The following is a 23,084-nucleotide window of genomic DNA, read 5'->3' on the forward strand; positions in this document are numbered from 1 at the left end:
GAGCCGAGCGTGTTATTACCCGAAAGCAGGGCGCCAGCTTCGGTCTTGATGGTGATGGCAGTCGAGGGGAGGATCGAGTCGCCAGCGGCCAGTGTCATTGAGCCATTGCAACTGTGTGTGCTGCCGCTGCTGGACCAAGTGCCACCTGTGCAAGTTGGCTTGCTGCTTCCGGAGAAAGTGTATATCGCGGCCTCGCCAATTACGGGAAATAGCAGCAGAAAAACAGGGATTGACCACAATTTTCTGCCCAGATTTCTAGTGAACATGAACCGCGATTTCATGGGGTGTTCCTTCGCTTGTCGCTGTACGACGCCATTGCCAGAATGAGGATGTGCGGCGGCCGAGTGTTTCGTTGCCTGCTGGATTGATGATTCTATGCCTTATCCCGTTTGCGAAACAGGGTCATCCGTTTCTGGCTGCCGTGCCGATGTAGCCTGGGCGGCGATGTGTTGGGTTTTGCCAGGTTTGGTTTTTGGCCGTTGCTTGCGGTCGACCGCAAAATTCTTCCAATTTGGTGCTGGTTTTTTGCTCCATCAGGAATCTGGTTGTATTGGTTTTGTGTTGAAAACCATTGAAAATTAAAACCTTACCAGCTATCCTTCGATAAACACTTTAGATATATGGACAATGTGGTCAAAATTCGGGGCTAAGTTTTCGGCGGGTTGGGGGGCTGTCGTTCGACAAGGCGGCCGCCTTGATCTCGTCCATGCCGTTGCGCTTGCTGGCCAGCGGCCGCTGATCCACGTCCTTGATTCCTTCCAGATTGAAGTCGATGAAGCCGATGCCTTGAGTCGGTTGGCTGCCGCACGGAATCTGAAGCGCTTGCGCTGCACCACTTTGCTGGATGAGGGACAGTACAGTCTGGTTCAGTTTGAAGCGCCCGCCGGACCGGCTGAAGAAAGGGTGGAGGCTTTGCGTTGGCGCCTGAAGGATTCTGTGGATTTCGCGGTCGACGATGCCGCAGTGGCAATTATTGATATTCCGAATGATGGGGCGCGCCAGGCGAATGTTTTTGCTGTGGCAGCAGCTTCGAGTGTGGTGGGGGCTCGAATGGGCCTGTTTCGCGAATCGCATCTCGCGCTGGAAGCTATCGATATTCCGGAGTTGGCATTGCGCAACGTGGCCGCATTGTTCGAGGAAGATAACCGTGGGCTGGCTTTTGTTTCCTTGACCGACGCAGGGTGCATGTTGGTTATTACCTTTCGCGGAGAGTTGATTTTGTCACGGCGTATCGACATGACTTCCGGTGCGCTGGCCAAGGCCGATGAGGAGCGGCGAGCGCAGTTGCTGGAAAGGTTGGCGCTGGAGTTGCAACGAACGCTGGATAATTTTGACCGGCAATATGGGTATGTTTCGATTTCACGCTTGATTTTGGCCTGTGAGCATGATGCTCAGGGAACCGTCACAGCCTTGGCGCAGAATCTCTATTTGCCGTTGGTGGCGATGGATTTGGCCGAGGTTGCTGATTTTCCCGATCTGCCGGACTTGAAGAGTCTGGAACGCCAAGCGCAGGGTTTGCTGGCAGTTGGCGCTGCATTCAGGACGTGAACCCATGAGCCAGCAGATAAATCTTCTCCTGCCCGCACTGCGGCCCCGTTTCGACTGGCTGGGCTTGCCCGTGGTCTTGGCGCTTGCTGTTATTGGTTTGTTGTTGCTGGGTGGCTTGGTCAGCTATGAAAAAAGCCAGGTGCAAGCGTTGGAGGCGCAAGATCAGGAAATCAAACTCCAGATAACTGCCATGCAACAAGCGATTGTGTCTTTGGGGCAGGCAGTATCCGGACGAAAAGGTGATCCCGCGTTGCCCCCGTTGCTTGATGCCTTGCGCTCGGGTAATGAGGAACGGCAGATGGTCCTGAAGGCGCTGGACGGTGGCGTTGGTGGAGAAAAATCGGGTTTTGCCGGAGTGCTTGAGGGTTTTTCCCGCCAAACGATAGAGGGACTTTGGTTGACGCATTTTGAGTTGACCGGGGGCAACGTTCTGATTGAGGGGGCAGTCATTGATCCCTCGCTGTTGCCCCGGTTTATCGAAAAATTGAATGCCGAACCAGTTTTTTCCGGACGACGTTTTGCTGCGCTGGATATGAAAGCCGTCGAGCCTGATGCTGAGCCAACTGCATCTGCGCCTGCTGCGCCGCCAAGTGCGGTTGCTGGTGCGCCGACTAAGGTGCGAGTTCCGTTGCGTCATACCCAATTTGTGATGCGTAGCGATTTGCCCGCCAATACCGGAGGGGCTCGATGAAAGCGTTAATCGCCCGCTGGAAAACTCTCGATGGTCGTTACGCTGCCTTGAGTCGTCGCGAACGTTTGTTGCTCGCTGCTGCTTTGGTGCTGGGGCCCCTGTTTATTGCCAACACTTTGTTGCTGGATCCTCTGGCTGTACGCAAGCGCAACTTGACTGCATCGCTGGCGACTCAGCAAGGTACGCGCGCCGATATGCAGGTGCAGTTGGTTACTTTGCAGCATCAGTCCAGGCAGGATCCGGACGCAGCAAAAAAGCAAGAGCGAGCCAGTCTGCAAGCCACGCAGGCGACGCTGGATGGGCAAATACGGGCATTTTCCGATTCACTGGTTCATCCTGCAGAGATGAATGCACTGCTTGAGGGCTTGCTGGCGCGCCAAACGGGCTTGCGCCTGCTCGGTTTCAAAACCCTTGCGCCACAGAGCATGTTGCCAGCGCCGTCCACAAAGGAGCCGGGAAGCGTTCGGAGGTCACCGTCATTTGATCTCTATCGTCATGGTGTCGAGCTTCGGATTGAAGGGACATACGCTGAATTGTCCACTTATCTGGCTCACCTCGAAAAACTTCCGTCGCGCCTGCTCTGGGGGCAGTTGGATTATCAGGTGATCGACCATCCACGGGCTGAGATGCGCCTCACTGTGTACACATTGAGCAATGAAAGTACGTGGCTGAGACTATGAGATTTTTTCTCCTGATTACACTTCTGGCGAGTGGCCTGGTGCAGGCCGCAGATCCGACACGGCCACCTGAGGCTTGGTTGAGTGCCTTGCAGGGAGAGTCCGCGAAGCCGGAAGAAGAGAGTCCGCGCTTGCAGTCTGTCTTGTTGCCGCAGCGGGGAAAACCCGTGGCGATTATTGGTGGCAAAACGGTTCGCCTGGGCGAGCGTTATGGCAACGATACCTTGATCAGGATTCGGGAGACTGATGTGGTTTTGCGCGGTGCCGATGGCGATACGCGCCTTTACCTGACCCCAGAGGTCGACAAACGAATGATAAAGCCCAAGACCGGCCAGGCCGGCAAGAAGAAGGACGTGCCATGAGTACCAAATGGATATTTGCCTTGTCCTGTGTGACGCTGACGGCTTGCAATTACGAGGTGGTACGCCGCAGCGAGACCTTCGAGCGTATCAATCAGGAAATCGCAACTGCCGCTACACCCAAAGGGCGCACGAGCGAGGCAGCGCAAAATGAAGCCTTGTCGTTGGCCATGTTGCCACCGTTGCAGTTGGATATTCCCGCTGCGCCGCCGCCTGAGTCCCGTTTCGACATGGCGGTAAGCAATGCATCGGTCACACAAGTATTGACCGCGTTGGTGACTGGTACCCGCTACAGCATGCTTTTTTCGCCGGATGTCAGCGGAACGGTGAGTTTGAATCTGAAGAACACTACGGTTCGTGAGGTCTTGGAAACTTTGCGTGAACTGTATGGTTACGATTTCACGATTCAGGGGCAGCGTATTACTGTGCTGCCCAATACGATCCAGTCGCGGATTTTTCGCATCAACTATTTGGCGGGTGAACGCTCTGGGCGGAGTGTGACGCGTGTACCAGCTCCCTCGGCAGGTCCTACGACTCAGGGACAGGGGGCGCGTACAGGCGGGCAAGGAGCTACCGGGGCTTCGGATTGTGAGGGAAATTCCGGTGGGGCTGCGGATAGCGCTTGTGTGTCTACCCGGTCGAAATACGATTTCTGGGGGGCTTTGACGGAAGCGCTGGAAAAGTTGGTGACGGATAAAAACAACTTGATCGTCAATCCCCTATCCGGCGTCATCGTGGTCAAGGGAACGCCGCTGGAGTTACGCAAAGTAGATGATTACCTCAAGGCGACGCAGTTATCGGTCGAGCGCCAGGTAATGCTGGAAGCAAAAATTATCGAGGTTGAACTGGGGGACGATTTCAACTCCGGGATCAATTGGGCTTCGTTCAACAAGAAGGGTGATCCGCGTTGGTCGGTGAACGGTAATACCGATGTATTCCGGCGAGGTGGCGGGGTGACGAGTACGTCATCTCAAACCATGAGTTTGCAGGATTCTCTGGGGAGTACTGCGAATAGTGCTGCAGGAGCCTTTACTTCGGGTAACTCAAGACAGTCGGATACTTCGATGACCTCAAGTGTGACGACCAATTACGATTCGGCGGCTGCCGTAAGCGGTCTGGCCATGACCGGGGTTGGCGGATTGCTGAAATCCTTTCCCGTGCAAGGGGCGCTCGGCCTGGCTTTCCAGAGTGCCAACTTTTCTTCGTTGATCAGTTTTCTGCAGACTCAGGGTACGGTCTACGTGCTGTCCAGCCCGCGTATTGCCACACTGAATAATCAGAAAGCCGTGTTGAAGGTGGGTAGCGAAGATCGTTTCGTGGTTGAAATCCAGCCGCCGACCAGTACAAGTACCGGCGCTAACAATGGTACGACGAGTAATCCGCCGACCGTTATAACCAGTCCATTCTTTTCAGGTATCGCATTGGATGTGACGCCGCAAATTGATGATCAAGGCAATATCACCTTGCACATGCGGCCATCGGTAACCTCGGTGACCGAACGAGCGAAGACCATAGATTTTGGTGCTTCCGGTCAATTCACCATCCCGTATGCATCGTCCAAAGTCAAGGAGAGCGATAGTATTGTTCGGGTGCGTGACGGCATGATTGTGGCGATTGGCGGTTTGATGTCCGAATCTCAATCGGGCAGCGTGGATAAGGTGCCCGAGCTGGGCGACATTCCCTTGTTCGGGCATTTGTTCAAGCAAACGGGGCGCTCGATGCGTAAGCGCGAGTTGGTCATTTTGCTGAAGCCGACGCTGATTCAGGATGATGCCGATTGGCAGCAAATGACTCAGGAAATGCAGAATCGCATGCCGGCCTTCGATCCGCGTACCCAACCGCGTTCGGAATGGAAGTGATAAGAGGCTACCGTGTATCTTGAATATTTCGGTCTGCGCGAATTGCCTTTTGGCATCACGCCGGATACCTCGTTTACTGTAGTGACTCGCGGTCATCAGGAGGCGATCAATACCTTGTTGATCGCCTTGGCCAGTGGTGAAGGATTCATCAAGATCACCGGTGAGGTTGGCAGTGGCAAAAGTCTGTTATGCCGACGTTTGTTGCAGGCGCTGCCGGAAAATAATGTTTCAGCTTACTTGCCCAACCCTTTTTTGGCACCGCGTACCCTTTTCCTGGCATTGGCCGAGGAGTTGCGCTTGCCGGTTGATGTGACCGATGACGACTACCACGTCCTGAAGCGCCTGAATCACGGGCTGCTGCAATTTGCCGCCGAGGAGCGACAAGTGGTGGTTTGCATTGATGAAGCGCAAGCCATGCCGCTCGAAACCTTGGAGTCTCTGCGTCTGTTATCCAATCTGGAGACGGAAAAGCGCAAATTGCTGCAAATCATTTTGTTCGGTCAACCGGAGCTGGATCAAAAATTGGCTGAGCCATCGGTTCGCCAGTTGCGCCAGCGCATTGCATTTCACTATGAATTGCCTGGTCTGGCGCCGGATGAGGTGGCAAATTATCTGGCGCATCGGTTGCGCGTTGCGGGTTATCGGGGAGAGCTTTTGTTTGGCAAGCGGGTTGTCCGCTGCCTGCATCGTGCCAGCCGCGGGCGCCCGCGGCTGCTCAATATTCTGGCCCACAAGGCCATGCTGGCTTGTTTTGGCGAAAATCGACTGGTAGTCAAGGTGTCGCATGTGCGACGGGCCGTGGCAGATACGGAAGGCGCAACGGCGCCGGGGTGGTGGTGAGATGAGCTTGATCAACGAAGTATTGCGCAATCTTGAAGTCAGTCGTCCGGATGATCCGGCGCGGCAAAATTTGCAACGCGAAATTCGTGCCTTGCCGGTTGCCAAGAAAGGTCATGGCAAAGTCTTGTTCTGGGGGATATTCGGTGGTTTGTCGATTGCCGCCGCCGCTGGGCTCATGATGTTTGATGGTCAGCGCCTTGTTTTGCCTGATTTGCCATGGCTCCGTGATCTCGTGCCTGCCTCTGCGCCAGTCGTTGTAACACCGCCGCCCGCGCCGGCACCGACCGCATTGGCCAGTGACAAACTGCCGCCGCAGGTGCCGGTCGTTCTGACTGAGGCAATGTTGCCGCAGCCCAGTATGCAGCTCGATTTGGCAACATCCGAAAACAAAGGCCCCGTGATTTCGTCACCGGCAGCTGTTGTTACATCGGAGCCGGCTCTCCAGGTTGCTGCAACCCTGAATTCTTCTGTGCCAGCAGCAACTCCGGCTATACAGGGGCAAAAGTCTCCCGAGTCCGTTACCGTTGCTGCCCCTGTCCCCGTCCACACTACGGTGTCTGCTCCGCCAGCCCTGCCGGTAGCGGTAACACGTATCGAAAAAACTGCGGTGCCGCCGTCAACCCGGGAATTGGCCGAAAAGGATTATCGTCGGGCCGAATCGCTGATTACTGCTGGGCAAGTGGAGCTTGCTGCGGCAGCTTTGATGCAAGCACTCAAAATTGATCCTGGGCACTTGCCGGCACGTCAGAAGTTGATACGTCTGCAATTGGGGCAGCGCCAGAACGATGAAGCCATGGCGTCGCTTGAGGGCGGCCTTGTTTTGACCCCAAATCAGACTGGTTGGGCGATTTCATTGGCTCGCCTCCAGCTCGACAAAGGGGATATCGGTGCTGCTGTACACACGCTGGAACGTTCGCGGCCACATGCGGAAAACAGGCCTGATTACGCGGGTTTTCTCGGTCATTTGAAGTCGCGCCAGGGTGAGCATGCGGATGCCGCAAAATACTATATGCATGCTGCCCGCCTCGCGCCTGCTGAAGGGCGTTGGTGGTTGGGCTTGGGTTTGGCGCTGGCAGCAGATAATCGCCAAACTGACGCGGCGGAAGCATTCCGCCAAGCTGTGGCGACCGGATCGCTCAGCGGTGATTTGCTGCGGATGGCTCAGCAGCAAGGGAAGTAAGCTTAGCTGGCCTGGCGGATGAGGGCCAGCAGGTCTTCCCCATAATGCTCGATCTTGGCGCTGCCCATGCCGGTGATGGTCGTTAGCAGGCCATGGCTGACCGGCCGTACTTCGGCCAGCTCACGCAAGGTCTTATCGTGCAGGATGACGTAAGCCGGTACGCCTTGTTCGCGTGCTGTGTCGGCACGCCACCGACGCAATAGCTGGAACAGCGCCTCGTCGGCAGCGGACAGTTCGCTGACGGGCTGATTGCTTCTGATGCTGCTGCTAGTCGTCGTTTTTCGTTTGACGGGCCGGCGCAACTGTACGCTGCGTTGCCCTTTGAGTACTTCGCGCGCCGCTTCGGTCAGTTGCAGTGCGCCATGCTCGGCCATATCGACATGTACCAGCCCAGCGGCAGCCAGTTGGCGGAAAACGCTTTTCCAGGCGTGATCGTCGAGATCGCTGCCCACCCCGAAGGTGGGTAGTTTATTGTGTCCATATTGCTGCATGCGCTCGTTCATCTTGCCGCGCAGCACATCGGTCAGGTGCGTGACGCCAAAGCGCATGCCGGTGCGGAAAATGGCTGACAGGGCTTTTTGGGCGGCCAGCGTTCCATCCCAGAGTTCCGGCGGGTCCATGCAAACGTCGCAATTGCCACAGGCTTCGCGTGCTTCGCCAAAGTAGTTGAGCAGTACTTGGCGGCGACAGCGTGGTGCCTCGCAATAGGCCAATAATGCGGTCAACCGTTGTGATTCGAGTATTTTCTGTGCTTCGGCGGCGCCGGATTCGGCAATGCGGGAATGTTGCAGCGCTACGTCCTGCATGCCGTAGCTCATCCAGGCGTCCGAAGGCTCACCGTCGCGGCCGGCACGGCCGGTTTCCTGGTAGTAGGCTTCAATGCTCTTTGGCAGATCCAGATGCGCGACGAAGCGCACGTCGGGTTTGTCGATACCCATGCCAAAAGCAATGGTGGCGCACATGATCAGACCTTCCTCGCGCAGGAAACGGCGCTGGTTGGCGGCGCGCTCCTGGGCCGGCAGGCCTGCGTGGTAAGGCAGTGCCGGGTAGCCCTGGGCGGAAAGCCATTCTGCCGTTTCTTCGACTTTTTTGCGCGACAGGCAGTAAACAATGCCAGCTTGGCCTTTGCGACCGGTCAGGAAGCCGAGTAGTTGTTTTTTGGCATTGTCTTTCTCGACGACGGTATAGCGGATGTTTGGCCGGTCGAAGCTGGACAGGAAGACGCGGGCGGCACCAAGGCCAAGGCGAGCCAGGATTTCGTTGCGCGTCGCCTGGTCGGCGGTAGCAGTCAGTGCGATGCGCGGTACGTTCGGATAGCGTTCGTGCAGCGCCGAAAGCTGCAGATATTCGGGACGGAAATCGTGCCCCCATTGCGAGACGCAGTGCGCTTCATCAATGGCGAACAGCGCTAGCTTCCCCGCTTCGTCCAGCGCGTCGAGCATGGCCAGCGTGCGGTCGAGTAAGAGTCGTTCGGGGGCGATATAGACGAGGTCGAGGTTGCCGTTGAAAACGGACTGTTCGACGGCTTGTGCTTCGCGCCAGTCGAGTGTCGAGTTGAGTACAGCGGCTTTGACGCCAAGCTGGGTCAAGGCGTCGACTTGGTCCTGCATCAGCGCGATCAGCGGTGAGACGACGACAGCGCAACCTGGGCGAAGCAGGGCAGGAATCTGGTAGCACAGGCTTTTGCCACCGCCAGTCGGCATCAGGACCAGCGCATCGCCGCCGCTGGCGACATGGCCGATGATTTCTGCTTGGGCACCGCGGAAGGCGGGGTAGCCGAAGACGTCGCGCAGCAAATCAAGGGCGGATTTTGCGGTCGACACGCGTTCAGGCCTGGTTTTCGGGGAGAATGGCTTGGCGCTTCAGTGCTTCGCCATCCCAGACCAGGCATTCGCCTTGGGTTTTTCCATCGACTTCACGCCAGTCGGCCAGTACCCAGCGTTCGACGTGGATGCCGTCGACGATGTGATCGTGCTTTGCCGGCTGGTGCGTATGGCCGTGGATGAAGGTGGCGTAGCCCTGCTGGCGCAGGAAATCATCGGTCGCGGCAGTTTTCAGATCGGTATAGGGATGCTCTTTTTCGCGCTGGCTGGATTCGCTGACTTGGCGCATATGCGCCGCAATTTCCCGCCGTTCAGCCAAGGGCTTGGCGAGCAGATCGGCTTGCCATTGCGGGCTGCGGACTTGGGCGCGGAACTTCATGTAGGCGACGTCATCCAGACATAGTGCGTCGCCGTGCGACAAGACAAACTGCCATTCTGCGGTCGACAGCGTGTAAGGGTCATTGATCAGGCGAACGCCGCTGGCCGCTGCGAACTTCTGGCCGAGCAGAAAGTCGCGGTTGCCATGCATGAGGCTTATGCGTAATCCGGCATCGGAGGCAGCGCGCAGCGCGGCAAGGATTTCGGCATGGTACGGATCATCGATGTCGTCATCGCCAATCCAGGTTTCGAACAGGTCGCCGAGAATAAACAATTCACTGGCGAGGCGGGCGCGTCCGGCAAGAAAGTCAAGAAACAAACGCGTCGCCCCGGGTGAGCGGGGCGACAGGTGCAGATCGGAAATAAAGAGGATCAAACGACTTCCGCTTTTTCGATGATCACGTCTTCCTTCGGCACGTCTTGATGGAAGCCCTTGTTGCCGGTGGGGAGGGCGCGGATCTTGTCGACCACATCCATGCCTTCAACGACTTCACCGAAAACGCAGTAGCCCCAGCCTTGGCCGGAGGGCGCCTTGAAGTCGAGGAAGTCGTTGTCCACGGTATTGATGAAGAACTGCGCAGTAGCCGAGTGCGGATCGTTGGTGCGTGCCATGGCGACGCTGCCCCGCTTGTTCTTCAGACCGTTGGCGGCTTCGTTTTCAATCGGCTCGCCGCAGTCTTTCTGATTCATTCCCGGTTCCATGCCGCCGCCCTGAATCATGAAGTTCTTGATGACACGATGGAAGATGGTGTTGTCGTAATGGCCGGCTTCGACGTAGGAAATGAAGTTGGCGACAGTCTTCGGTGCCTTTTCAGCATCGAGTTCGAGCGTGATGACGCCGTGGTTGGTGGTGAGTTTGATCATGAGGTTTCCTTATTTTTCGGAGATGATTTTGACGTTTTCAATGATGACCGGTGCCTGGGGCACGTCGGAGTGCATACCGGCGCTGCCGGTCGGAATCTTGGCAATCTTGTCGACCACGTCCATGCCTTCGATGACTTTGCCGAAAACGGCATAGCCCCAACCATCACGGCTGGGATAGTCAAGCGGACCGTTGTCGCGGTGATTGATGAAGAACTGGGCGGTGGCAGAGTGCGGGTCGCCGGTGCGTGCCATGGCGAGCGTGCCGCGCAGGTTTTTCAAGCCGTTCTTGGCTTCATTTTCGATTGGTGCGTGCGGCTTTTTCTGATTCATTTTCTGGTCGAAACCACCGCCCTGAATCATGAAGCCGGGAATGACGCGATGAAAGATAGTGCCGGCGTAAAAGCCATCCTTGGCGTACTGGAGGAAATTGGCGGTGCTTTTTGGTGCCTTCTGGGCATCCAGTTCGACGACAATTTTGCCCTGGTTGGTTTGCAACTCAAGCGTTGGTGCCGCCCAGGCTGCTGCGGTCGACAAGGTCAAAGCGGCAAAAATGCCGATTAGCTTTTTCATGATCAGGCTGTTCCTTCGTAAATGATTTTCCACTGCCCGCTTTCTCGTACCCAATACTGGCGTTTTTTCATGCGGTTGGTGAGGTTGTTGCTCTGGTAATCTTGCTCGAACGTTACGACAAGTACATCTTCTTTGCCTGGGTTGCGGAACATCGACAAATTGTCGAGCTTGATCTTGATCCAGGTTTTGCTGGCATTGACTTGGCGTTTTTGCTCAGCGAATTGCTCAAAATTCTGACCGTTAGCCTTGAAGGTTTTCGAATAGTGCTTCAGGTAACGGTCATTATCCCGGCTTTCCCAATCGCTGCGCCAGGCTTCGATACTTTGATTGAACTGCTCTCGTTCGCGTGACCACTCGTCGACTGAGAGCCACTCAATAGCGTTACTGATGATGACTGGGGTCAGTCCAACCTGCATGTTCCCGGCAATGGAATCCAGATCCTGATTGGTCAGCACGACGCACCCATCGGAGGCCAGCGGTGGGCGAGCAAAGGTGTTGGATGGCGTTCCATGCAACCAGATGCCACTGCCACCACGTCCCTCCCGTTTGTCCAGTTCGTTGGGGTAGTTAATCGGAAAGGCGCCACTGCCGTAGAGATCCGGGAGCTTTTGGCGGGCAAGATTGGCTGTTACGTGGTAAACGCCAATCGGGGTTTTCTTGTCGCCCTCATTCAGTTTGTTGGCCCCCAGTTTGCCTTGGGTGATGTAATAGTCGGCAACAAAGCGCGGGCGACCACCACGGGAGAGGTCGTTTTCGTAGAGATAAAGGCGCGAGCGTTCGGTGTCGACCACCACGGCATGGCGTTGGTCGGGGCGCATTTGCAGCAGGTAGCGCGGCACGTAATCGGCCGGCGGTTTTTCCCGGTAGCCCTGGAGTCGTTTCAGCGCTTCTGCACGCAAATCCTCGATTTGTTCGCGCGGAGCCCCCTTGAGGGCACCGAAGTCCTGAATTGGATGGGTGCGGGCCAGTAGCAGGTCTCCCTTGATCAGGTGCGCCAGCCGATAGTTCGGATATTGTTGGAGCAAAGTTTCGGTGAGCTTGAGGGCCTGGCCGAGATTTCTTCCTTCAATTTCCCGAAAAACCCGAGCCAGCATGGCTTCCGCCCCTGCGTCGGCCTGGCTTGCGTCGGATTCCGTTTGCTTGATCCCCGGACGTTCTGGCCAGACCGGGGTGGATTCTGCTTTTTGGGGGGCGGCAAGATTCTCAGCCAGAGGAGAATCTTCGTCCCGCTGTTGGATCAAGGCGACAGCCGCAATTACTGCCAGACCCAGCAGGCCTGGCAGCACAAACTTCAATTTGCGCATCAACGAGCGTTTTCTTCCTTGATCAACCACTTGCTGCCGGCGCGGACGAAGACCAGCGTCTTGTTGCTGGAACTATTCATGCCGGGCGCCTTGTAGTGCTGTTTGAAACGAACGGTAGCCCGATCACCATTGATCGTAATGCTCGGCTCGTCATAGGTGACGGAGATTTTGCCGGGGCGCGCGCCAATGCGTTGTTCACGCTCTTTTTCCCAATTTGACCGGCTGACTCCCTTTGGTGTGTTGAAGTCACTTGCATAGGTCGCCAGGTAAGCTTTCATGTCCTTGCGTGACCAAGCATTTGCCCATGCGGCCAAGGCTTTGGCTACGTCCTCGCTGGCGGCATCCCTGGCGACAGGCTTGGCTTCAATCGCTGGCGCAGGAGGAGGGGTCGGTTTGGCCTCATTGATGGCCGGTGCGGCAGCTCCCGGCGTCGTTGCGACGACGGTTGCCGTTGCGACCTGTTTGACGACTGGTTGAGCCGGCGTCGGTGCTGGGACAGCTACGGGGGGCGGTGCGCTGACTGCAGGTGCACTGGCGCTTGGCTTGACATTGCTCTTGCCCGAGGTTGTGATCAGGTCGCGGATCAGTGCCAGTTTGTTCTGGGTTGTTGTGTTGCCACCATCGAACTGGAGTGCTTTGTCATAGGCCTGACTGGCCAGCTTGGCATAAATATCACCAAGGTTCTCGTAGGCGATGGCATAAGCCGGGTGAGTCCGGATGGCCATTTCAAGCGCGGTACGTGCCTTGTCGTATTGCTTTTGCTGAGCGTAGAGCACGGCGAGATTGTTGTAGGGCTCAGGCAGCTCCGGGTAGTCCTCGGAAAGCTTGGTGAACACATTGATGGCGTCGGCTGATCGGTTCATTTCGGTAAAAATGAGGCCTTTCAGAAAACGGCCTTGCGCATCCTTGGGACGGCTGCTCAGGTAAGCGTCTACCTTTTCCAGTGCCTGAGCGTGCTGGCCTTGCTTGATCAGGCGCTGGATGTCGGGCAGGTTGTCGGCAAAAACCGGAGCGGCAAAGCCGATAGAGAGGCCGAAAGCCACGGCGCGGAGCGTCCGGAAGCGAGGCTGGAGCAAGGATTTGGTGGTCATCGCCGTGCTATAATTTCCAGGATTTTAATCTTTCAATTCTACCAAAAAAGCAGGCAAATCCATAGATTTAGAGTGCTTTTGCCCACTTCGTCATATTCCCCACATGCTAAAGATATTCAACTCCCTGAAGCGCGAAAAACAGCCTTTTGAACCAATTGAAGCCAACAAGGTTCGCATGTACGTTTGTGGTATGACGGTTTATGACTATTGTCATCTTGGTCACGCTCGTGTCATGGTGGTTTTTGATATGGTTTATCGTTGGCTTAAGGTCTCCGGTTACGATGTGACTTATGTCCGGAACATCACCGATATCGACGACAAGATCATTCGTCGGGCGCAGGAAAATGGGGAGACGATCCAGCAGTTGACCAATCGGTTCATCGCCTTCATGCATGAAGATGCCGACGCTTTGGGCGTTTTGCGACCGGACCACGAGCCGCGGGCGACAGAGTTCGTGCCGCAAATGCTTGAACTGATCGACAAACTGCAAGCCAAGGGCCTCGCATACCAGGCGGCGGACGGTGATGTGAACTACGCGGTCAGGAAGTTTGAGGGCTACGGCAAGTTGTCCGGCAAATCGCTCGACGATCTGCGGGCTGGTGAACGTGTCGAAGTCGATAACGCCAAGCAGGACCCGCTGGACTTCGTGCTCTGGAAGAATGCCAAACCGGGTGAGCCATCCTGGCCATCTCCTTGGGGAGACGGGCGGCCTGGCTGGCATATTGAGTGTTCGGCAATGAGTTCCAGTTTGCTTGGCAAGCATTTCGATATCCACGGCGGCGGTCAGGATTTGCAGTTTCCGCACCACGAGAACGAAATTGCCCAATCGGAAGGGGCGAATTGCTGCCATTACGTCAATTACTGGATGCACAATGGCTTTGTCAGGGTCGACAACGAAAAAATGTCGAAATCCTTGGGCAACTTTTTCACCATCCGCGAGGTGCTGAAAAAATTTGATGCCGAAGTGGTTCGCTTCTTCATTCTGCGGGCGCATTATCGTAGTCCGTTGAATTATTCCGATGCGCATCTTGATGATGCCAAGCGCAGTCTGGACAGCCTTTATTTCACCCTGCGCGATGTGCCGCCCAAGGTTCAGGCAGTTGCCGGTATTGATTGGACGAGCGGTTTTGCTGCCCGCTTTGCGGCAGTGCTGAATGAAGATTTCGATTCGCACGGGGCGATTTCGATTCTTTTTGAACTGGCTGCGGAAGCCAATCGGCAGAAGTCGGGCGAATTGTCGGGTTTGCTCAAGGTCTTGGGGGGCGTTATTGGCCTTCTAGAGCGGGAGCCGATGGCTTATCTGCGTGCAGGTGGTCCTTCTGATGGGTTTAATGACGCAGATATTGAGGACTTGATTGCCCGTCGGGCTGCAGCGAAGGCTGCGCGGGATTTTGCTGAGGCTGACCGGATTCGCGATACCCTGAAAACTGCCGGTATCGTGCTTGATGACAGTGCACAGGGGACCAGTTGGCGACGTGCCTGATCGGTCGAAAAAAAAGCCCGTGAAAACGGGCTTTTTTTTCGACCGCAGCTTTTAGCGTAAAACCTTGCCGCCTGCACCGATCACGGTGAGTTCGACAAAACGTGAGCCGTAGCGAATGTTTGGCGAATAGTTCATGCGATAGCCACCAAGGTCTGTGTTGTTGAGGCTTTCCAGCGAACTGATCAGTTTCTCCCGGGTCAAGTCGCGTCCTGTACGTCGCAAGCCTTCGACCATGGTGCGTGCCATCAGATAGCCCTCCAGTCCGTAGTATGAATAACTGCCTGGTTTTGCGGCAACCTTCTGGTAATCCCGTACGACCGGCGTGACATTGTTCCAGGGGTAAGGAACGACTTGGGATATGCCAATGCCACGGGCTTCTGCGCCCAGTTCTTGAATAAGTTGTTCCGTGCCGACCGGCGATAGTGTCATCAGCATCGGATTCTGCCCGGCACGCTTCATGGCTCGTACAAACGCGGCAGTCGGTTTGTATAGCGTGACCATGACGACAGCTTGCGGATTGGCTTTGGCAATCGATTGTACGGCCGAGGTGACATCGAGCGAGTTGCGTTCGACGGTACCAACGGCTGATGGTGCCAAGTCGTGTTTCTTCAGCGCGGCACTTACACCTTCGAGGCCTGCTTTGCCAAATCCGTCGTTTTGATAGAAGACGGCGATGTTGCGCAAGCCCAGAGAAACCATCTGATTGACGAGGAGATCCGTTTCGTCGGCATAGCTGGCGCGAACATGAAACATGTAGCGACTGTTCGGGTTGGCAGAAATCGGTTCACGCAGCGTGCCTGCGCCTGAGATGGTGCCAACGAGCGGTACCTTTGCCGGTCCGAATACGGTATTCATTGCTTCGGTCGTTGGGCTGGAGCCATAGAACGACAGCAAGGCAAAAGCATTTTTCTCGTTGATCAGGCTACGTGTATTGGCCACCGTACGCTCTGTCTCGTAGCCATCATCGAGTGCGACCAATTGCAGTTTCCGGCCGTGAATACCCCCATTCTTGTTGATTTGTTCAAAATATGACTGAATGGTTTGCCGCATGTCTTCACCGTACGCGCTATTCGGTCCCGAGAAGGGGGCGGACATGCCAAGGGTGATGCTGGTGTCGCTGATGCCGGGCTCTGCCCAGCATGATGCTGAAAGTGCCATGGCAGTTGCTGCCATGAGTCTTTTGAATGACTGCATATTATGTCTCCCCTGTAAACGACCGCTTGATTTTAGCAGTGGATATGCTTCAGGGGGAGTGGTCCCGACAGGTTTGTATTTGACCTGCCGGATTTGCATGTTTTATCACCGAGTCATTTCAGTTGCGGAGGCGTATTGCAACTTGAATGACCCGGTGTGCATACATCGGTCAGTCGCCAAAAAAGTCTTTGACTTTATCCAGCCAGGATTTGGCGCGCGGATTGTGTTTGTGATCGCAATCCTTGCTCGATTCTTCCAACTCTGCCAGCAATTCCTTCTGTCGATCCGTCAGATTGACCGGCGTTTCCACCACGACGTGACACATCAAGTCACCATGCGTGTGACTGCGTACGCCCTTGATGCCCTTCCCGCGCAGGCGGAAAACCCGACCTGTCTGAGTTTCCGGTGGAATCTTGATGGTCGCGGCACCGTCCAGTGTCGGAATCTCGATTTCGCCACCGAGTGCTGCCGTGGTGAACGAAATCGGCATCTCGCAATGCAGGTCATTGTGGTCGCGGGTGAAGACGGTGTGTGCCTTGAGATGAATCTGCACGTACAGATCGCCCGGCGGGCCACCATTGACGCCATGCTCACCTTCGCCAGCCAGCCGGATGCGATCACCTTCATCAACCCCGGCCGGAATCTTGACGGCCAGCGTCTTGTGTTGCTTGATGCGGCCGGCGCCGCCACAACTCTTGCAGGGGTCGGCGATGTAGCGACCCGTGCCGTGACACTTGTGGCAAGTCTGCTGGATCGAGAAAAAACCTTGTTGCAGGCGCACCTGACCGGAGCCCCCGCAGGTGGGGCAGGTCTTGGGTTGTGTGCCGGGCTTTGCCCCTGAACCGCTGCACGGCTCACAGACCTCCATGGTCGGAATGCGAATCTTGGTTTCCGTACCGTGGGCTGCTTGTTCGAGCGAAATTTCCAGGTTGTAACGCAGGTCGGCACCGCGATAGATATTGGAACGTCCGCCACCGCCACCGCCGCCGCCGCGTCCGCCAAATATCTCGTCGAAGATGCCCCCGAAGGCATCGGCAAAACCCGCGCCACCCCCACCGCCACCAAATCCACCCATGCCGGCCTGCGGGTCTACCCCGGCGTGGCCATATTGATCGTAGGCGGCACGCTTCTGAGCATCCGACAGGATTTCGTAGGCTTCCTTGCCTTCCTTGAACTTTTCCTCAGCTGCCGGATTATCCGGGTTGCGGTCCGGGTGGTGCTTCATGGCCAGCTTACGGTAGGCCTTCTTGATCTCGTCGTCTGAGGCATCCCGGTTGACCCCGAGAATCTCGTAAAAATCGCGTTTTGACATTTCTTCTACCCGTCAAGTGACAAAGGCGCCGAGCGCCGCCGGAGGTTTCCGGTAGGCTCGGCGCCGGGCTGTTGCGTCAGGACTTACTTCTTGTCCTTGACCTCGGTGAACTCGGCATCAACCACGTCGCCTTCGTCTTTCTTGTCTTGCTGGGCGCTGGCTTCGGCACCGCCAGCGGCACCTTCGGCGGCTTGCTGCTGGGCGTACATCTTTTCTCCCAGCTTCTGTGCAGCCTGGCTCAGGGCTTCGGTCTTGGCGGTGATGACATCCTTGTCGCCTTCGCGCAGCACGTCTTCGACTTCCTTGATCGCCGCTTCGATGGCTTCCTTTTCAGAAGCTTCGAGCTTGTCGCCGTATTCGGTCATCGACTTCTTGACCATGTGCACCATGCCATCAGCTTGGTTGCGGGCATCGGCCAGTTCGTGCGCCTTCTTGTCGTCCTCGGCGTGCAGTTCGGCATCCTTCACCATGCGCTGGATTTCTTCCTCGCTCAGGCCGGAGTTGGCCTTGATGGTGATCTTGTTTTCCTTGCCGGTGGCCTTGTCCTTGGCAGTGACGTGCATGATGCCGTTGGCGTCGATGTCGAAAATGACTTCGATTTGCGGCGTGCCGCGCGGCGAGGGCGGGATGCCTTCCAGGTTGAACTGGCCGAGGCTCTTGTTGCCGGAAGCGACTTCGCGTTCGCCCTGCAGCACGTGAATGGTCACGGCGGACTGGTTGTCGTCGGCGGTCGAGAAGGTTTGCGAGGCTTTGGTCGGGATCGTCGTGTTCTTCTGGATCAGCTTGGTCATGATGCCGCCCAGCGTTTCGATACCGAGCGACAGCGGGGTCACGTCGAGCAGCAGCACGTCCTTGACTTCGCCTTGCAGCACGCCGCCCTGGATGGCAGCACCGACGGCAACGGCTTCGTCAGGATTGACGTCCTTGCGTGGTTCCTTGCCGAAGATTTCCTTGACCTTGTCCTGCACCTTGGGCATGCGGGACTGGCCGCCGACCAGGATCACGTCGTCGATGTCGCCGATCTTGCAGCCGGCATCCTTGAGTGCCATGACGCACGGGGCAACCGTACGCTCGACCAACTCGTCCACCAGCGACTCGAACTTGGCGCGAGTGATTTTCAGTGCCAGGTGCTTCGGACCGGAAGCATCGGCGGTGATGTAAGGCAGGTTGATTTCGGTTTGCTGGCTGGAGGACAGCTCGATCTTGGCCTTTTCGGCGGCTTCCTTCAGGCGTTGCAGGGCCAGCACGTCCTTCTTCAGGTCGACGCCGGATTCCTTCTTGAATTCATCGATGATGTAATCGATCAGGCGCTGGTCGAAGTCTTCGCCGCCGAGGAAGGTGTCGCCGTTGGTGGCCAGCACTTCGAACTGCTTTTCGCCATCGACGTCGGCGATTTCGATGATCGAGATGTCGAAGGTGCCACCGCCGAGGTCATACACGGCGATCTTCTTGTCCTTGCCGGACACCTTGTCCATACCGAAGGCCAGCGCGGCAGCCGTCGGTTCGTTGATGATGCGCTTGACGTCCAGACCGGCGATGCGGCCAGCGTCCTTGGTGGCCTGGCGCTGGCTGTCGTTGAAGTAGGCCGGCACGGTGATGACCGCTTCGGTGACTTCCTCGCCGAGGTAGTCTTCGGCGGTCTTCTTCATCTTGCGCAGCACTTCGGCCGAAACCTGTGGCGGGGCGATTTTCTTGTCGCGCGCTTCAACCCAAGCGTCGCCGTTGTCGGCCTTGACGATCTTGAACGGCATCAGCGAGATGTCTTTCTGCACTTCCTTCTCTTCGAAGCGGCGGCCGATCAGTCGCTTGACAGCGTACAACGTGTTCTTCGGATTGGTCACGGCCTGGCGCTTGGCCGGTGCGCCGCACAGGATTTCGCCGTCTTCGGTGTAGCCGATGACCGACGGGGTGGTGCGTGCACCTTCTGCATTTTCAATAACCTTCGGCGTGCCGCTTTCCATGATGGCAACGCAGGAGTTGGTGGTGCCGAGGTCGATACCGATGATCTTGCCCATGATGTCTTTCCTAAAGTGAATTACCGATGTTCGTGAGTTGGGGGTTGCTACCCCGATTTCAAGCAATTTTTTGCGGTCGACCGCAAAAAATCGCACTTTTTCGTCTATTTGCCCTGTGCCACCATGACCAAGGCCGGACGCAGTACGCGGTCGGCAATCAGGTAGCCTTTTTGCAATACTGTCACGACAGTATTAGCTTCCTGGTCAGAAGGCACCATGCCGATGGCTTGATGCTTGTGCGGGTCGAATTTCTCGCCGACCGGGCTGATTTCAATCAGCGCATTTTTTTCAAAAGCGGAAACCAGTTGCTTCAGGGTCAGTTCGACACCGGCCTTGAAACTGTCGACGGTTTGCTCAGGCACGGCCAGCGCAGCTTCCAGGCTGTCCTTGACGGCCAGTAATTCGCCAGCGAACTTCTCAACGGCAAATTTGTGTGCCTTGCTGATGTCTTCCTGGGCGCGACGACGGATGTTTTCGCCTTCCGCCTTGGCGCGCAGCCAGGCATCGTAATGTTCTGTTGCCTTCAGTTCGAGCGCACGGAATTGCTCCTCGATACTCGGGAGGGTGTCTGTGTGGACCTCTGCAGCAACCGTCTCGGTGATCGTTTCGCCAGAAATGGTGTGAGCAGCATTTGATTCGGGGGTGTTTTCAGGATTGGACATGCGTGTGATTCTCCAAAAAATCTGAAACAGTATCTGGGGGCGAAGACTGGTCTTTCAAGAGGGTCTCAGGATTTTTTGCCAACAGTTAGTTGGCAGGCTCTTCTGTCATGCGTGCTACGATTAATCCATGATTTTCCGGAAGTGCGGCGCATGGAAACAATAGGTAAATACCGCGTGGTACGTGAGTTGGGCAAAGGGGCAACCGCCAAGGTCTATCTTTGCGAGGATCCGGACAATGCGCGACAGGTTGCCGTCAAGGTGATTCAATTCGGCGGAGACAGTGCTGCCGTATCGCGACGCATGCGCAAGCTTTTTCAGAACGAGGGGATGGTGTCAAAGCGTCTCGATCATCCGAATATCGTGCGTATTTACGATGCCGTGGTTGAAGACGATTTTGCTTACCTGGCAATGGAGTATGTCGACGGCTTCAGTCTGGAACAACATTGCCGCATTGATCGTCTGCTGCCCATGCACCGGGTCATCGGCATCATTTTCAAATGCTGCATGGCGCTCGACGCCGCTTACCGGCAGGGCATCATTCATCGCGACATCAAACCAGCCAATATCATGGTGGCAGCCAACGACGAAGCGAAAATCGCCGATTTTGGCCTGGCCCTGAATATGAACAAGGACATGGACCGCGACTCGACCTTCATCATGGGCGTCGGTTCGCCGGCCTACATGTCGCCGGAGCAGATCAAGGGCTATCCGCTGAATCAGAAAACCGATCTGTATTCGCTGGGTGTCGTGATGTTTCAATTGTTGACCGGTCGACTGCCTTTTCGGGCCAATAATCAGGCAACGCTGGTGTACAAGATCGTCAATGCCGATGCGCCCGCAGTGACTTCGCTCAATCCGAATCTGCCGCCGGCTTTGAATGCCATTTTGAAGAAAGCGCTGGAAAAGGATCTGTACGGCCGTTACCGAAATGGCGCGGAGATGGCCAAGGATTTATCTACCGTGCGTTTCCAGATCCTTGAAGAAGATGAAACGGCACAGGACTGCAGTCATTTCGAACAGTTACGCAGCCTTGATTTCTTTACTGAATTCGAAAATGTCGAGCTTTGGGAGGTACTTCGGGTTTCAGTGTGGCGCGAAATATCGTCTGGCGTGACCTTGATTCGCGAAGGGGATCGCAACAAGCTGTTTGGCATCATTGTTTCCGGCAGTGTCGAAATCTCCATTGAGGGCCGGGTGCTATGTCGCCTGGCTGCAGGGGAGCCGGTAGGCGAGGTTGCTTTTCTCCATCCGTCCAGCGATTTGCGACAAGCGACCGTCGTGACGTTGGAGCCGGTTTTGTTCGTCGAAATCAACGCAGCCGCGCTCGCCTTGTCTTCTGAAGAATTGCTGGGGCGCATGCGTGATGCCTTATTGTCGCGCCTGATTTATCGTTTTCGCGAGGTCAACAAAATCGTTGCTGCGTACGGTCAGCATGCCCTGCTGCCGGATGATGGATCGCGCTCCGGGGAGCGTCAGGCATCAGGCAGTAGTGCGCCGTTAGAACTGGCGCCGGAATGAATTTGCGGGCTGGCAGCGGGCGTAAAACCCGTTGTCAGCCCGCCGCTGGCTCTTGGTATTGCCGGAAGTTCAGACTTTGAAACGACCGACCAATGTGGTCAAACCATCCGCCAGACGTTTCAGGTCGTGGGCTGCTCCTGCGGTTTGTTCAACTGCGCCAGTATTGTTGCGTGCCATGCCGGCAATCGCTTCAATACTCGATTCAACTTCGCCGGAGAAGCGGTGTTGCTGTTCCGTTGCCGCAGCAATCGCATCCAGGCCGTGGCCGACTTCCGTTACGGAACCGTTGGTTGCCTGCAGCACATCTGAGACCAGCGCTACTGCTGATTGACTACTTTCCAGATGATGCATGCCTTCTTCGATGCTGCGTCTTACGGCAACTGACTGGGCACTCAGGTTGGCCGTGATGGCGTCAATCTCGCTGGCTGAACGGGATGATTTTTCTGCCAGCTTGCGTACTTCGTCAGCGACCACCGCGAAGCCTCGCCCTTGTTCGCCTGCACGTGCGGCTTCGATTGCGGCATTAAGCGCCAGCAGGTTGGTTTGTTCGGCGATGTCTTTGACTTCGCGGGTCATCAGGGTGATCGACTCGGTGTTACGTACAAAATTGTTGACCGAATCGGCCATTTCCCGGACTGCACGCTCGACGACATTCATTTCGCCCAGAAGTGTCTGCAGATTCCGGTTGCCTTCGTTGGCCCGGGCCAGGCTTTCCTGAGACTGGTGCTGGACATGTTCGGCACTTTGCGCAATGGAAGAAATGCTGGACACCAGTTGTTCCACTGCTGCAGCGGCATCATTGGACTTTTCGTTTTGCTGGTGCGAGCTTTGTGATACGAGGTCGGCGCTATCGGAGAGTGCCGATACCCGCGCAGAAACCTGGCTGGCACCATCACGTACTTGGCTGACCAGTTGCTGGAAATTACCCATCATTTCATTGAATACGAAAGCCGCCTGTCCCACTTCGTCATTGCCATTTACCGGCAAGCGGCGGGTCAGGTCGCCTTCGCCGCGGGCAATGTCGCGTAGTCCCTGGCGGAGTTGGTCCAGAGGCGCGGTGACAAAGTGATGCGTCAGGAAATATATGATTACCAGCAGTGCTCCCAGCGCACCGAGTGCGGCCCCGGCGATTTTCAAGCGGAAGCTGGCGACTTCGGCTTCAACCGAGTCGAGAGAGACCTTCATGCTGACGACGCCTAGCACGGTTCCTTCCGGAACCTGATGGCAAACCAGGCAATCCTTGCCAAGGTAATTGTTCGATGCCTTGGTTGGATTGATTACTCGGAGGAAGGAGGAGCCTGCGTCATGACCGACGGCTGTGTAGGCCTGACCGGTTTCCATGACTTTTTGCTCCAGTGCATCAAGGGTGCGCCCCCCGCTCTTTGCATCTGGACCGTAAAGCTTGACCACCGCCTCTCCCCGTGCAACATGGAGGTCTTTGATGATTGAAAGCTGCTTGATCTGGTCAAGGAAAACTTCACGCTGATCAACTGTACCGGTAATCATCATGCCGGTGAGGCCGGCCATGGTCATCTCGTGAATGCTTTTTGAAAAATCTTCGGCTTGGCGAATGGCAGTTTCCCGATTGACTTGCGTCATCCAGACGATGGCCCCTGCCCAGATTAATGCGAGAACCAACCAGATCGCAGCGGTTAGTCGGACCCAGATTTTCAAATCAGCAAAACGTGGCATTGATCAGCCCTTTTTTATGAGTAC

General features: G+C 56.1%; 20 protein-coding genes. 9 read left to right on the forward strand and 11 right to left on the reverse strand.

All coding sequences use genetic code 11. The annotated features are described in order from the left end of the window. Nucleotides 1-627: 627 nt before the first annotated feature. From RCI20_RS06245 to RCI20_RS06275, 7 genes are all read left to right on the forward strand, one after another. A complete protein-coding gene (locus RCI20_RS06245) occupies nucleotides 628-1,548 on the forward strand; it encodes a hypothetical protein (RefSeq protein WP_306603709.1) in 921 nt (306 codons plus the stop codon). Next, entirely contained in the window at nucleotides 1,526-2,239 is a 714-nt protein-coding gene (locus tag RCI20_RS06250) for a PilN domain-containing protein (protein ID WP_306603710.1), read from the forward strand. Before RCI20_RS06245 ends, RCI20_RS06250 begins: the two co-directional genes overlap by 23 nt. Next, the gene (locus tag RCI20_RS06255) at nucleotides 2,236-2,919 is read left to right on the forward strand and encodes a hypothetical protein (RefSeq protein ID WP_306603711.1); all 684 of its coding nucleotides are present in this window, start codon (nucleotides 2,236-2,238) and stop codon (nucleotides 2,917-2,919) included. Before RCI20_RS06250 ends, RCI20_RS06255 begins: the two co-directional genes overlap by 4 nt. Beyond that, the gene (locus RCI20_RS06260; protein ID WP_306603712.1) at nucleotides 2,916-3,278 is read left to right on the forward strand and encodes a hypothetical protein; all 363 of its coding nucleotides are present in this window, start codon (nucleotides 2,916-2,918) and stop codon (nucleotides 3,276-3,278) included. The genes RCI20_RS06255 and RCI20_RS06260 overlap by 4 nt, the downstream gene beginning before the upstream one ends. Continuing rightward, the gene (locus RCI20_RS06265) at nucleotides 3,275-5,134 is read left to right on the forward strand and encodes a secretin N-terminal domain-containing protein (RefSeq protein WP_306603713.1); all 1,860 of its coding nucleotides are present in this window, start codon (nucleotides 3,275-3,277) and stop codon (nucleotides 5,132-5,134) included. The genes RCI20_RS06260 and RCI20_RS06265 overlap by 4 nt, the downstream gene beginning before the upstream one ends. A gap of 12 nt (nucleotides 5,135-5,146) precedes the next feature. After that, nucleotides 5,147-5,974 carry an ExeA family protein gene (locus RCI20_RS06270; protein ID WP_306603714.1) on the forward strand — a complete coding sequence of 276 codons (828 nt, stop codon included), beginning with the start codon at nucleotides 5,147-5,149 and terminating at the stop codon, nucleotides 5,972-5,974. Between the two features lie 91 nt (nucleotides 5,975-6,065). Further along, the gene (locus tag RCI20_RS06275; protein ID WP_306603715.1) at nucleotides 6,066-7,154 is read left to right on the forward strand and encodes a lipopolysaccharide assembly protein LapB; all 1,089 of its coding nucleotides are present in this window, start codon (nucleotides 6,066-6,068) and stop codon (nucleotides 7,152-7,154) included. Nucleotides 7,155-7,156: 2 nt separating this feature from the next. Here the strand turns inward: RCI20_RS06275 and recQ are convergent, their stop codons facing one another. The 6 genes from recQ to RCI20_RS06305 are packed head-to-tail and all read right to left on the reverse strand — an operon-like array spanning nucleotide 7,157 to nucleotide 13,184. Continuing rightward, a complete protein-coding gene (recQ, locus tag RCI20_RS06280; RefSeq protein ID WP_306603716.1) occupies nucleotides 7,157-8,977 on the reverse strand; it encodes a DNA helicase RecQ in 1,821 nt (606 codons plus the stop codon). A gap of 4 nt (nucleotides 8,978-8,981) precedes the next feature. Beyond that, the gene (locus RCI20_RS06285; protein ID WP_306603717.1) at nucleotides 8,982-9,731 is read right to left on the reverse strand and encodes a UDP-2,3-diacylglucosamine diphosphatase; all 750 of its coding nucleotides are present in this window, start codon (nucleotides 9,729-9,731) and stop codon (nucleotides 8,982-8,984) included. Further along, on the reverse strand, nucleotides 9,728-10,219 hold the full coding sequence (locus RCI20_RS06290) for a peptidylprolyl isomerase (protein WP_306603718.1): 492 nt from the start codon (nucleotides 10,217-10,219) through the stop codon (nucleotides 9,728-9,730). The genes RCI20_RS06285 and RCI20_RS06290 overlap by 4 nt, the downstream gene beginning before the upstream one ends. Nucleotides 10,220-10,228: 9 nt before the next feature. After that, complete coding sequence (locus RCI20_RS06295; RefSeq protein WP_306603719.1) at nucleotides 10,229-10,789, reverse strand: peptidylprolyl isomerase; 561 nt, start codon at nucleotides 10,787-10,789, stop codon at nucleotides 10,229-10,231. A gap of 2 nt (nucleotides 10,790-10,791) precedes the next feature. Next, nucleotides 10,792-12,093, reverse strand: coding sequence for a murein L,D-transpeptidase family protein (locus RCI20_RS06300; RefSeq protein WP_306603720.1), 1,302 nt, complete (start codon nucleotides 12,091-12,093; stop codon nucleotides 10,792-10,794). After that, nucleotides 12,093-13,184: a tetratricopeptide repeat protein gene (locus RCI20_RS06305; protein ID WP_306603721.1), complete on the reverse strand. Its 1,092-nt coding sequence runs from the start codon at nucleotides 13,182-13,184 to the stop codon at nucleotides 12,093-12,095. Before RCI20_RS06305 ends, RCI20_RS06300 begins: the two co-directional genes overlap by 1 nt. A gap of 103 nt (nucleotides 13,185-13,287) precedes the next feature. Here RCI20_RS06305 and cysS point away from each other — a divergent pair, with 103 nt between their 5' ends. Beyond that, entirely contained in the window at nucleotides 13,288-14,667 is a 1,380-nt protein-coding gene (gene cysS, locus RCI20_RS06310; RefSeq protein WP_306603722.1) for a cysteine--tRNA ligase, read from the forward strand. Between the two features lie 51 nt (nucleotides 14,668-14,718). Here cysS and RCI20_RS06315 read toward each other — a convergent pair whose 3' ends face one another. The 4 genes from RCI20_RS06315 to grpE all read right to left on the reverse strand — a co-directional run bounded on the left by RCI20_RS06315 (nucleotide 14,719) and on the right by grpE (nucleotide 19,850). Beyond that, nucleotides 14,719-15,960 (reverse strand): ABC transporter substrate-binding protein, encoded by a 1,242-nt coding sequence (locus RCI20_RS06315; protein WP_306603723.1) that lies wholly within the window; start codon nucleotides 15,958-15,960, stop codon nucleotides 14,719-14,721. A gap of 70 nt (nucleotides 15,961-16,030) precedes the next feature. After that, a complete protein-coding gene (dnaJ, locus tag RCI20_RS06320) occupies nucleotides 16,031-17,173 on the reverse strand; it encodes a molecular chaperone DnaJ (protein WP_306603724.1) in 1,143 nt (380 codons plus the stop codon). Nucleotides 17,174-17,256: 83 nt separating this feature from the next. Beyond that, nucleotides 17,257-19,188: a molecular chaperone DnaK gene (dnaK, locus tag RCI20_RS06325; RefSeq protein WP_306603725.1), complete on the reverse strand. Its 1,932-nt coding sequence runs from the start codon at nucleotides 19,186-19,188 to the stop codon at nucleotides 17,257-17,259. 104 nt (nucleotides 19,189-19,292) lie between these two features. After that, nucleotides 19,293-19,850, reverse strand: a complete 558-nt coding sequence (gene grpE, locus RCI20_RS06330; RefSeq protein WP_306603726.1) for a nucleotide exchange factor GrpE — start codon at nucleotides 19,848-19,850, stop codon at nucleotides 19,293-19,295. A 150-nt stretch (nucleotides 19,851-20,000) separates the two neighbouring features. Between grpE and RCI20_RS06335 the strand changes: the two genes are divergently transcribed. Further along, nucleotides 20,001-21,368 carry a serine/threonine-protein kinase gene (locus RCI20_RS06335; RefSeq protein ID WP_306603727.1) on the forward strand — a complete coding sequence of 456 codons (1,368 nt, stop codon included), beginning with the start codon at nucleotides 20,001-20,003 and terminating at the stop codon, nucleotides 21,366-21,368. A 69-nt stretch (nucleotides 21,369-21,437) separates the two neighbouring features. On the opposite strand, the gene RCI20_RS06340 is transcribed toward RCI20_RS06335, so the two are convergent. After that, nucleotides 21,438-23,060, reverse strand: coding sequence for a methyl-accepting chemotaxis protein (locus tag RCI20_RS06340; RefSeq protein ID WP_306603728.1), 1,623 nt, complete (start codon nucleotides 23,058-23,060; stop codon nucleotides 21,438-21,440). Between the last annotated feature and the right edge of the window lie 24 nt (nucleotides 23,061-23,084).

It is taken from the genome of Azonexus sp., assembly GCF_030824335.1.
Lineage (GTDB): Bacteria > Pseudomonadota > Gammaproteobacteria > Burkholderiales > Rhodocyclaceae > Azonexus.

Coding starts and splice junctions, on each gene's coding strand:
- RCI20_RS06245 (WP_306603709.1), top strand. CDS start 628: ATGTGGTCAAAATTCGGGGCTAAGTTTTCGGCGGGTTGGGGGGCTGTC.
- RCI20_RS06255 (WP_306603711.1), top strand. CDS start 2,236: ATGAAAGCGTTAATCGCCCGCTGGAAAACTCTCGATGGTCGTTACGCT.
- RCI20_RS06260 (WP_306603712.1), top strand. CDS start 2,916: ATGAGATTTTTTCTCCTGATTACACTTCTGGCGAGTGGCCTGGTGCAG.
- RCI20_RS06265 (WP_306603713.1), top strand. CDS start 3,275: ATGAGTACCAAATGGATATTTGCCTTGTCCTGTGTGACGCTGACGGCT.
- RCI20_RS06290 (WP_306603718.1), bottom strand. CDS start 10,219: ATGATCAAACTCACCACCAACCACGGCGTCATCACGCTCGAACTCGAT.
- RCI20_RS06295 (WP_306603719.1), bottom strand. CDS start 10,789: ATGAAAAAGCTAATCGGCATTTTTGCCGCTTTGACCTTGTCGACCGCA.
- RCI20_RS06300 (WP_306603720.1), bottom strand. CDS start 12,093: ATGCGCAAATTGAAGTTTGTGCTGCCAGGCCTGCTGGGTCTGGCAGTA.
- RCI20_RS06305 (WP_306603721.1), bottom strand. CDS start 13,184: ATGACCACCAAATCCTTGCTCCAGCCTCGCTTCCGGACGCTCCGCGCC.
- cysS (WP_306603722.1), top strand. CDS start 13,288: ATGCTAAAGATATTCAACTCCCTGAAGCGCGAAAAACAGCCTTTTGAA.
- RCI20_RS06315 (WP_306603723.1), bottom strand. CDS start 15,960: ATGCAAATCCGGCAGGTCAAATACAAACCTGTCGGGACCACTCCCCCT.
- dnaJ (WP_306603724.1), bottom strand. CDS start 17,173: ATGTCAAAACGCGATTTTTACGAGATTCTCGGGGTCAACCGGGATGCC.
- dnaK (WP_306603725.1), bottom strand. CDS start 19,188: ATGGGCAAGATCATCGGTATCGACCTCGGCACCACCAACTCCTGCGTT.
- grpE (WP_306603726.1), bottom strand. CDS start 19,850: ATGTCCAATCCTGAAAACACCCCCGAATCAAATGCTGCTCACACCATT.
- RCI20_RS06335 (WP_306603727.1), top strand. CDS start 20,001: ATGGAAACAATAGGTAAATACCGCGTGGTACGTGAGTTGGGCAAAGGG.
- RCI20_RS06340 (WP_306603728.1), bottom strand. CDS start 23,060: ATGCCACGTTTTGCTGATTTGAAAATCTGGGTCCGACTAACCGCTGCG.